A 3,020-nucleotide genomic window follows, 5' to 3' on the forward strand; every position below is an offset into this window, starting at 1 on the left:
GGGTAAGGGAGGCTGTTTTGTTCTTCAGGAAATCCTTTTTCAAACCTACATCCACACTGCTGAAGCCTTTAATAGTACCCTGGGCAGAGGTGGGCACCATCATAAAGCCACCGCCTCCGCCGCCGCGTCCACCACCGCCGCCACCGCTGTTGTTAGGCAGGGCTATAGTTGGCGCCTGGTAGTTACCGCTGACCTGCAGCGTAAAGTTAGCCGGCAGCTTGGTCTCTGAATTGAGCTTTGCATTCCAGCTAAAGTTGCTGTTCTTAAATACTTCTTTATCCTGTGTTACGGAAATCTCTGTGCGGTACAGGTTCACGTTGGCCGTAACATCCCATATGCCGAAGAAGGTTTTTTTACCGGTCAGCTCCGCGCCGTAGGAGTTGTTCTTATCTGCATTCACAAAGGTAGTGAGCAGGGTATCTTTCCCTAAAGGCACGCTGATGGTAGACAGCAGGTTATTGGTATTCCGGTAGTAAATGGAACCCAGGAAATTGCTGTTCTTCCAGTTCTTGGCGTAGGAAAATTCCAGGCTGTTGGTATACTCCGGTTTCAGGTTCGGGTTACCCTCGCGCTGGTTCAGCGGATCGGTATAATCGCGGTAAGGGATCAGCTGAAAAAAGTTGGGCCGGGTTACGCGGCGGCTATAGTTCAGCTGCAGCTCCTGGTCGTTCTTAAACTTCTGCGACAGGTATACGCTGGGGAAGAAGCCCGGTGTGGCTTTGGTAGGCTTATACTTCATGCCTTCACTGGGGATCTCGCCGGAGTAAACATATTGTTCCACCCGCAGGCCGCCCTGGTAGCCGAAGTTACCGACGGTGCCGGAGTAGTTAACATATCCTGCATAGATCTGCTCTTTGTATTTATAGTCGTTAGAGAGCAGATCGTTAAAGGTGTAACCCTTTGTGATAGTATCCTGGTCGTACACGTTGTAAATGCTGCTGTAATTGCGGAGGGTGGTCTTTAAACCCAGCTCCAGTTTACCATTTTTACCAATAGGATCGGTATAATCCGTTTGCGCGGTAATAAAGGTGGTTTTGCCGTCGGAGTGGTTGTTCTGCAACGCGGGCTGCCCGGTAGGTAAGCCATCCGGCGTAAGCGGCTGTGTATTAAAATCACCGTTGCGGTTGTTGGTGCTGTAGTTATAGTTAACACTGGCCGACCATTCCCGGTTAGGTTCTGCGAAAGTATGTTTGAAATCCAGCGCAGTAGTGTAGTTGCGGAAACCGAACTTGTTATTATTGATACGGTTGCTCAGGGAATCGCCTTTGTTAAAGGTGCTGCGCAGGTCCTCGTAGTTTTTGAAATTACCGTCTACAATGTTCTGTGAAACAGAGATGGTGTTGCGGTTATCCAGGTAATAATCCAACCCTACGCGGCCAAACTGGAAAGTAGGGGTGCTGCGGCTGTTGCTCTGCTGGCGCAGGAAGCTGGTATCGCCGTTCAGGTAGTTGGTGCGGTCCGTAGTACCATCGCCCCAGTTGCGGTTGGCATTCACCATGTAGTTGGCAAATACATTCACCTTTCCCTGGCGCACATTGATGTTGCCGCCGCCGTTGTATTTATCGCCGGTGCCAATACCTGCGGTTACCATACCGTTAATGCCTGCACGCCGGTTCTTTTTAAGCACAATGTTCAGGATGCCGGACATGCCTTCTGCATCATACCGGGCAGAGGGGTTGGTGATCAGCTCCACGCTTTCAATAGCGTCTGCCGGTATCTGGTCCAGGGTAAGGGTAGAGGGTTTGCCATCCACAAAAATGGTGGGGGAGGCATTACGTACGGTTACATTCCCGTCAATATCCACATTCACGGCCGGTACGTTCTTCAGCACATCCTGCGCGGTGCCGCCTACGCTTACCAGGTTACGGTCTACGTTAAACACCTTTTTATCAATACCCATGGTAAAGGCGCTTTTTTGCCCGGTAACTTCCACGGTGCCCAGCAGCTTGGAATCCGGCCGCATTTTCAGGTTGCCCAGGTCCTGGTCCATGGTCTGGGGGCTGATGGCCACTTTTTTATAGATGCTGCCATAACCCATGAAGGTAATGCGCATATTAAAGGTGCCAAAAGGCAGGTTCTCAAAGTTAAATTCGCCGTTCTCTTTGGTGAGCATACCGGTTACCACGCTGGAATCGCGCAGCTTCAGCAGGGCTACTGCCGCATAGCCGATAGGTTTTTTAGTGTCAGCATCTACCAGCTTGCCATACACATGCCCGATCTGGGGCATTTGCCGCTGGCCGTTAGCGCCGCCACGGGCGCCTGCCGCCGCTCCCTGCTTACCGCCGGTAGCGGGCATAACTGGTATTTGCGCATGTAAGGATGCATGTCCTAACAGGACTGCAGCCAGTAAAACGTACCATTGTTTCATCGCTCTTATATTCGTTGATCTTAATTGTAGTGTGAAAATATTAACAGGTGATTTGGGTTCGATGCCGGGCACAAAATTATCGGTAATTTATATGCCGGTTTGCCTAATATGACGAATGGGGTATTTTAGCCGAGGAAACCTATAAAAACAGCGGTAAAAGGTCTTAACAGTAATTAACAATCAGCTGGGGCTTTAAGGAATGTAAAATGTAAAATATTAAATAATAAATGTAAAAGTAATGCAGTGGATCGCCGCACTCAACTTTTACATTTTAAATTTTGCATTTATGATTTTACATTTTTCTACCCGTTCTTACGCCATTAGCAGCTGCAGCAACCCGATCACGAAACCCAGCACACCGCCAATGATCTCTACAAAACGGAACTCGCGCGCCATAATCCCCTGCAGGATCTGCTCCAGCTTATCAGAAGAAAAAGCCGCTACCTTATCGGTAACAATGCGTTCCAGGTCCAGCTCGTCTTTTACATTGTCCAGGTATTGGGCTATCATCATGGGGAAAAGGGTGTCCAGCTCTTTTACCAGTACGTCCTTGATCTGTTTAATGGTACTGTCGCCAATGAACATGGAAAGCACCGGCATGGCGTCCGGCAGCTTTACGCGCAGGAAGTGTTCCAGGTGATCCTCTACCAGG

General features: G+C 49.6%; 2 protein-coding genes. Both read right to left on the reverse strand.

Translation table 11 applies throughout. The features are described from left to right. Positions 1–2,368 (reverse strand): outer membrane beta-barrel family protein (locus VIM87_RS10675; RefSeq protein WP_331996985.1); only part of this gene is annotated, 2,368 nt, incomplete at its 3' end. A 312-nt stretch (positions 2,369–2,680) separates the two neighbouring features. Beyond that, positions 2,681–3,020 (reverse strand): DUF445 domain-containing protein (locus VIM87_RS10680; RefSeq protein ID WP_331996986.1); only part of this gene is annotated, 340 nt, incomplete at its 5' end.

Origin of the sequence: Chitinophaga sp. (genome assembly GCF_036569125.1) — a bacterium.
Taxonomy (GTDB): Bacteria; Bacteroidota; Bacteroidia; order Chitinophagales; family Chitinophagaceae; genus Chitinophaga.